The sequence below is a fragment of the Bacillus sp. JJ1474 genome (assembly GCF_036965225.1).
Lineage (GTDB): Bacteria > Bacillota > Bacilli > Bacillales > Cytobacillaceae > Cytobacillus.
The window spans coordinates 1-7,247 of the sequence record NZ_JBALPC010000201.1 but is presented as its reverse complement, the minus strand read 5'-3'; the positions used below and the strand labels follow the sequence as shown (position 1 = coordinate 7,247).

Sequence of the window (7,247 nt, the reverse complement as noted above, 5' to 3'; positions counted from 1 at the left end):
CATTTATACAATAAACGATAATTAATATTATTATCAAATATTATGACTTGGTACTAATTTTATCAAATTTACAGGTGAAATTTCAAGATTAATCAAAGACTATTTATAAGTTTTTATCCACCATTGCCTAAACACTGATGAATCGTTCACATAAATTAATATAAAAGCTTAATTGTAAAGGGGATGGAGAACCGTTGGATACAGAAATGGAAAGAGAGCAAGATTTCAAAAAAACAGATCGCCTTAACCAATTAATGTTCCGTTCAATCGAGCAGCCCTCGAATGAGAACATGGGCATTGATGAAACATTTAAAGAAATGGAGTATGAAAATTCAAATAGAAGGTATAGTCATAGTCGTATTGATAGTTTGATGTTTGGTGAAAGGCATCATCCTTCACCTAAAGGGAGTACAAACAATAGTTCCCTATCAAACCATCTCAATCATGTTGTTAATAACATCAATTTCCTTGAACTAATGGACAATATAGACACTCTTGTTAGTTCTGCTAAGCAATTAAAACCATTATATCGACAGGTCACTCCTTTTATTGATCAGTTCTTCAAAAAGAAAGGTTAGTGGATAATAAAACCGGTCCTCTTATGAAGACCGGTTTAAATTATTTATTCTCTGCTAACGCTTCTGCTTTTCCCATATCATATGCCTCATTCATTACCTTTGTAAAAAGACTCATGAATGGCTGGATCATTTCCAAGGATAATTCTACTCCAGCCTCTTCTAATTGCTGTTTTGCTTCTGGAAGATATTTCATGGCAATTTGCATGAATTCCATCGTTTTGTCAGTTGTTTGCATGAATTATGTAACTCCTTCTTTTCTTTATTTACTGGGCAGTTCCCCAGTTTCTCTATACTCTGCAATGGCTGTATTAATTTTATTAATAAATTCTTGGTCCACGTCTGAGCTGAACTTTCCAAGAGTAATTACATCCTCTTGAAAATCAAATGACAGATTTCCTGATTTTAGTTCCCCTTTGTTAAACAAATCTGCCACTATTTCATATAGAACGTCCACATGCTGGATCGTGCTAGTTAAAACGGCGGACTCACCCAAATCTGACTGATCAGAAATATAGCCGATTGCATAGTGGCCCCTTTCTTTAATCTGTTCGATGACAGGAACGTTATAGCCATCCCCGGCTGGATAAATAACATCGGCACCTTTTGCCATTACCTTATCTAATAGTTCAATCGCTTTTCTATCATCATCCCAATTGCCTACATACTCAATCATGACATCTACATAAGGATTTTCATAATTTGCCCCTTCATAGAAGCCTTCAATTTCAGGCTGCCACTCATAGGCTGCAATGATTCCTATTGCATTAGTCTTTGTCATATGACCTGCAAGCATCCCACCGAAAAAACCCATTGCATATCCTTCGAAATTTAAACTTGTCGTATTGGTATTTTCAGCATCTCCGTTAAAGCTGACAAAATGAATATGGGGATAGCTAGGTGAAATCTGATTAAAGTATTCCGCATATTCATTGCCGTGGCCAAAAATAATATTAACTCCCTTTTGGTCGTATTCTTTCACCGCACGTTCGACAACTAATTGAGAACTCATACCCTCTTTATAGTAAACCTCAATATTATGATGGGATTGAATCTTTAACATTCCCTTATAGCCTTTTGTTCCCCATACTTGATCATTTATCGTATCAGGGATTAATAAGCCCGCTTTCTTTAGTTTACCTGAGGACATTGCTTGTCCGCACGAGGCCAATAAAAGAAGGCTTAAAAGAAGGATCCCAAATCGTACAAATAATTTTTGCATCTCCCTTTGTTCCGCCTCTCCGAAATAGCCATAACGTTTTTCTAAACAAAAAAAATCCAGAATAAACTTCCAGCTATTTTCATTCTACCCTTATCACCTAAGTTTTGAAAAGACTTTATTCCTATTCTATTAAATTCCGCCTTCATCAATCAACTTTAGATGTCTTTTCTGATTTTCAATTCCCACTGAATAAGGGGTGCAGTTCTTCACGATCTTTACCTTAATTTCATTCCGCTCTGATGGGTAATTAATTGTAATCATTTCTAGAACTTCAGCAGGAATGGAAAGAAAGTCAACACATTTTTTCCAATAGTGTGGAATATCGCTTTTCAAAGTGCAAGCATCGGCAGATTTTGTTTCAGCCAATTTTAAAATTGGATCCAGAATATCTGCAATGTACAAAGTATCATGGATCCATTCACATTCATGAATGGATAATTCCCGGTCTGGATCTGATGATTTTTCTAAGGATTGTTGAAATAAAAAGGAGTTTGGCTGCCAAGGTCCGTAGATTGTTGGGAGATAAATGCGGTGACTGATTATTTCATTTTCCAAAATGCGCTGGATATTTTTATCCTTTTGATGAAGCCATTGTATTGGGAAAAGAGAGATGATTCTAGTATCGGTTTCAGCCATTTTCTGTTTGTTATTTTTTAGAAATCTTTCAAGTATATTATCTTTATTGAATAAAACCTTTTGTTCAGTTGCAGAAAAACTATAGTAATCAATAAGAATTAAGGTTTGTGCATGGATCTCCACTTGAGAGACCAAATCGGACATAATTATTTCCTTAAAATTAGCGTTACGGCCAATTTCCATCCGCTTTTCAATAAGATACGCATCTTTTTCTCTATTTTCTGATCGAACACCTAACACTTCGAAACCTTGATCCAGCAAAGACTGACAAAAATGAAAACCTAAAAATTGAAATGCCCCAATTATGACTGCCCTGTCCATACAAAGCCTCCCTATTTATTCTCAGTGTATACTATGCAAATGCACGACTAATTATTTCTTTTTGTCTGTCGCTTGCTTTTTAATCTTTAATATTTGATTTTCATATATTAAATGATCTGGAAGTGAGTTTACACTTTTAAGTACTTCAATTGATACCCCGTAGGTTTGGGAGATTTTCAATAACGTATCACCTGTTTTCACTTTATACATTACATATTGCTGATCAATCGAATCTTGAAAATAGATGAATTCAGGCTTCTCACGACTAGCCGCCACCTTTGGATGAACAATTTTTTCCTCCACTAAAATATCAATCATTTGTCTTACTCGAGCTTTATAAGAATTAGGTTGAACAGTTTTATGTCCCTGTTTTTTGATGATTTTTCGTTCATCGGCATGTTTGAGATAATAGGTTACTTTATCGACAGTATCTTTAGGTGACGATGATACAACAAGATCCATTCCAGGTTTGAACCTGCTTCTAACTCCTTGTGTATCTTGTGTAATTAAAAATCCGCCGGAACCAAGAATCTCAAATGTGCGCTGTGTAACTAAATTCGGGTAATTTTGCAAGCCAATGATGATGTCGGCAGAGCTAAATAATTTATTAGTTTCTGTATAAGAAAGATGCCCGTGAATCCAATCGTTTGGTATGTCAAAACCTAAATATGAGCCCATTTGATCCCAATGATTGCCCCAAAAATCGATTCTAAACTGATTTTTAAGAAGAGGCTTTATTAAAAGCTTAATTGATTCATGACGAAAATGGTCTGGATATTTCGATAATATATCTGGATAAGCATTAGCAACTACCGCAATTTTGGCACTATACTCCGGATATTTACGGGTCGGAAAATGTATGGTTTCTTCAAACCCAAAATCTAAAAATGCAGATGGAATTCCTCGCTGTTTATAAACATATGATGTTTCCCTGCAAATGGTAAATACGAAATCCGGCTTCATATTTTCGATTAATGGCAACGTCCAATTTTTTGTATAGGCTGGATCCTCGACTGCCCAGTATATTAATGGGATATTTCTAGTTGTCATCTGTTCCTTGATTAAAATTTGTTTTCTAAATGTATGCTCGGGTCCCCACCCTATTGTAACAGCAAGATCAGGATTGAATTCCGCCAATATTTTTGGCAAGTTTTGCTTAGTAATGGGGCCCGAAATCATTACATCATGTCCATTAGCATGAAATCCCTTTGGCAATGTATGTGGCCAGAGGTTACCGCTATCAATAAAAAGAACTCGCATTCATCTTCCACCTTTATATTCTACCTTTCTCTTATTTTTATATAATCCTTCACATCAATAATATCTGTTGCCAGTTTATTCATTTTTTTAATTTGTTTTACACTCACTCTGTATTTTTTCGAAATATACCGCAGGCTTTCCTTCGGCTTAAAGATATGAATTTCATATTTTGCTTGCAAAATGTCAAGGTAATAAACCCAGTTACCTATACTTGGGGCAGCCTTTTCCTTTGAAATAAGCCCTGCTTTCGTAATTGTTTCTAGAATATACTTAGCTCGCTCTAAATAAGAATATTTCTTTACTGCCTCAATGCCTGCCTTTTTTATTTCAAGACGCTCCTCCGGATGGGCTAAAAAATGCTTTACTAATTTAATTGTTTCTTCGGGAGAGGAAGTCACAATAAGGTCCTGACCAGGTGTGAAAAGACTTCGAATTTTAGAAGTATCATTTGTTAGCAGAAACCCGCCTGAGCCTAATATTTCATATGTCCTTTGTGTCACTTGTGAGTCCATATTTTGTACACCTAAAAGGATATCTGCGGAACTGTATACTTTATTTGCCTCTATATATGGTAAAAAACCATGATTCCAATGTTTAGGAATCTCCTTGCCAATAATATGGCCCATAAAGTGCCAATAACGTCCCCAAAAATCAATTCGAAGATTTTCCATTATAAAAGGGCTTAAAAGATTTCTCAATGCTTCAAACCTGTAATTTAGGGGGTTTTTTTTATAAAGCATCGGGTATCCATTTGCCACCAATGCAAGTGAGACATCGTATTTAGAATCTATTTCTGTTGGAAAATGTACTTTTGAGTGATAGCCAAAGTCTAAATGAGCTGCTTTGTAACCTTTTTCTTTATAAAAATTGACACGATGAGGGCAAATGGTAAAGATAAAATCGGGTTGAATTGTTTCAATTAGCGGAAGTGAAAAAGTGAGAGTGTATCCGGGGTCTTCTGTAGCCCAATAAATATGAGGAATTCCTAAGTGGGCTACATGCTTTTTTATTAATAACCTCCTTTCTTTTGAATGTTCTCTCGTGTGCCCCATCGTAAAAATCAAGTCAGGTTTAAAGCTTGTAATCATCTCTTCTAAACTCCAGTCCATTAGCGGACCGGATACCATCACTTCATGCCCAGCGTCCGAAAATCCGTTTGGCAGGCCATAAATCCACATCGGATCGCTTTCTAAAAATAAAATTCTCATATAAAATCACCTACTTTCACCTGGTTTCTTTTAACATCTCACTTACTTTAACAATTTGGAGTCCTTTATTTAATAATTTTGGTATTACAACTTCCATTGCTTTTGCCGTGGATTTTCCATTTAAATGGGCAAGGACGATGTCATTTCCTGTTGATTTTGTCATGATTCTTTCTCCTATTTCATCACTTGACGTTTCTTTCCAATCAATCGTATCAATACTCCAATAAACAGTATATGGAAATTGATTCTTTCCAGCTGTTTCAAGAACAGATTTATTCCATGCTCCAAATGGCGGCCGGAATAACGGTATTCCTTTTGTACCGAGAAGCTTTTCGAAGCACTCTTCAGTTTTCTGTAATTCTTCTGTCATTTTATCAGATGGAATTTTTGTAAAGTCTGGATGACTGTATGAATGATTTGCAATTTCATGTCCATCCTCGATTATACGTCTCGAAAGTTTCGGAAATTGCTCGACCCATTTTCCTGTCAAAAACATTGTCGTTTGAATACGGTGTTTCTTTAAAACGTTTAATATTTCACCTGTATGTTCAGCGCCTGCGCCTGCATCAAAGGTCAATGAAATTTCATTTTTATTAGTGAATCCATTTGAAATTAATACCGAGGGTAAGGATATTGTCTCAGTCAAAACTTTTCGATTTATTTTTATTAGCTGTCCTGCATATAAATAATTTGATTTTAATTGATTGTCTTCTTTTAGCTGCTCAATAGGTATTGAAAATTTTTTAGAAATATGACTTAATGTTTCACCATGACAGATGGTGTAATAATTGTATTTACTCTTTTTCGTTTTTATGGGCAGCCCTGCTTCTATTTCCTTAAACTCCTTCATAGAAATCGTCCCCATTCAATGGTACAAGTATTATCAAACATTCTAATCCACAATATGTTTAATCCCATGAGTTGTATAGTGATTCTGACTAAATACATCAAAAAGTATGAAAGAGTCGTGTAACAAATACAATCATTTTATATTGAGGGGCATATTTTATTTAAAATTATATAGAGAGGACAAGATTGGGTGGAACACATACCTATTTATCATGGTAATTTGAATTCGGGAAAAATTGCTTTTATGGTCAATGTTGCATGGGGTAATGAATATTTAAAGGATTTATTAATGATTTTGAAGAAATATCAAATTAAGCTTACTTTTTTCCTTGAGGGCAGATGGGTCAATAACAATCCCCAATCTGCACTTAAGATACAGCTTGCCGGACATGAGATCGGAAACCATGCCTATTCACATCCGAATATGATCACACTTTCGGATGAAGAAATTAAAAATGAGATTACAAGCACGAATGATGTAATTGAACAACATCTGAAAATAAAACCAGCCTTTTTCACTCCTCCCTATGGATATTTCGATCAAAGGGTCATTGAAGCTGCTGCGAAGGAAAAAATGAAAACTATTCTTTGGACTTTAGATACATTGGATTGGAAACTCGAGGATCACCATGAAATTATTAACAGAATTGTACCTAATTTAAAGAACGGCTCTATTATTCTTATGCATCCAAAAAAATCATCTCTTGAAGCACTTCCTATTATTTTGAATCATGCTGCTGAAAAGAGATTATTAGTTTGTACAATAAGCGAATTACTTTCCTGTTAGATTATGTAAGTTGGGTATTTTCCCTCAGAAGGAAAATACCTGGTTTAATAGTGGAATGATGGAAACTTGCGAATATAACTAATATTGTCTTGAACATTTGAATCTTATTTATAGAGGCTGTTTTATAATATCCTTTCATTTTGTTTCATAAAATCAACAATTTGTGATTCAATCCCTTGCTTTTTTTCAGGCAGTAAATAACAAATTGAAGTTTGGATTCCTTCTTCCATCCATTTTAAAGTTCGGTTTTTTGTTTGTTTTGCCAGATTATACGATCTCCTATCCGTCATAATATGCATAATTTTCATTGGGATCTTCAGGGGATAATTAAAGTTTTCCATTTTTTTCATTACTTCAAGTTCAACCTGCATAATGTCGATATTATAAGC

8 protein-coding genes and 1 pseudogene are annotated in these 7,247 nt (G+C 34.9%); 2 read left to right on the top strand and 7 right to left on the bottom strand.

The annotated features are described in order from the left end of the window. The first annotated feature begins 194 nt into the window (after positions 1–194). The gene (locus tag V7164_RS21485; RefSeq protein ID WP_335355197.1) at positions 195–578 is read left to right on the top strand and encodes a hypothetical protein; all 384 of its coding nucleotides are present in this window, start codon (positions 195–197) and stop codon (positions 576–578) included. Between the two features lie 40 nt (positions 579–618). Here V7164_RS21485 and V7164_RS21480 read toward each other — a convergent pair whose 3' ends face one another. From V7164_RS21480 to V7164_RS21455, 6 genes are all read right to left on the bottom strand, one after another. Further along, positions 619–813 carry a ComZ family protein gene (locus tag V7164_RS21480; protein WP_335355196.1) on the bottom strand — a complete coding sequence of 65 codons (195 nt, stop codon included), beginning with the start codon at positions 811–813 and terminating at the stop codon, positions 619–621. A gap of 24 nt (positions 814–837) precedes the next feature. Beyond that, a complete protein-coding gene (locus V7164_RS21475) occupies positions 838–1,797 on the bottom strand; it encodes a BMP family ABC transporter substrate-binding protein (protein WP_335345193.1) in 960 nt (319 codons plus the stop codon). A gap of 129 nt (positions 1,798–1,926) precedes the next feature. Next, a complete protein-coding gene (locus V7164_RS21470) occupies positions 1,927–2,754 on the bottom strand; it encodes a hypothetical protein (protein WP_335355195.1) in 828 nt (275 codons plus the stop codon). Between the two features lie 51 nt (positions 2,755–2,805). Beyond that, complete coding sequence (locus V7164_RS21465; protein ID WP_335355194.1) at positions 2,806–4,014, bottom strand: glycosyltransferase family protein; 1,209 nt, start codon at positions 4,012–4,014, stop codon at positions 2,806–2,808. Between the two features lie 20 nt (positions 4,015–4,034). Then, the gene (locus tag V7164_RS21460) at positions 4,035–5,222 is read right to left on the bottom strand and encodes a glycosyltransferase family protein (protein WP_335355193.1); all 1,188 of its coding nucleotides are present in this window, start codon (positions 5,220–5,222) and stop codon (positions 4,035–4,037) included. Between the two features lie 16 nt (positions 5,223–5,238). Then, positions 5,239–6,072 (bottom strand): polysaccharide deacetylase family protein, encoded by an 834-nt coding sequence (locus tag V7164_RS21455; protein ID WP_335355192.1) that lies wholly within the window; start codon positions 6,070–6,072, stop codon positions 5,239–5,241. Positions 6,073–6,261: 189 nt separating this feature from the next. On the opposite strand from V7164_RS21455, the gene V7164_RS21450 reads away from it, so the two are divergent. Next, a complete protein-coding gene (locus V7164_RS21450) occupies positions 6,262–6,858 on the top strand; it encodes a polysaccharide deacetylase family protein (protein WP_335355191.1) in 597 nt (198 codons plus the stop codon). A gap of 122 nt (positions 6,859–6,980) precedes the next feature. Here the strand turns inward: V7164_RS21450 and V7164_RS21445 are convergent. Further along, positions 6,981–7,247 (bottom strand): annotated as a pseudogene (locus tag V7164_RS21445) (hypothetical protein); the annotation flags it as partial.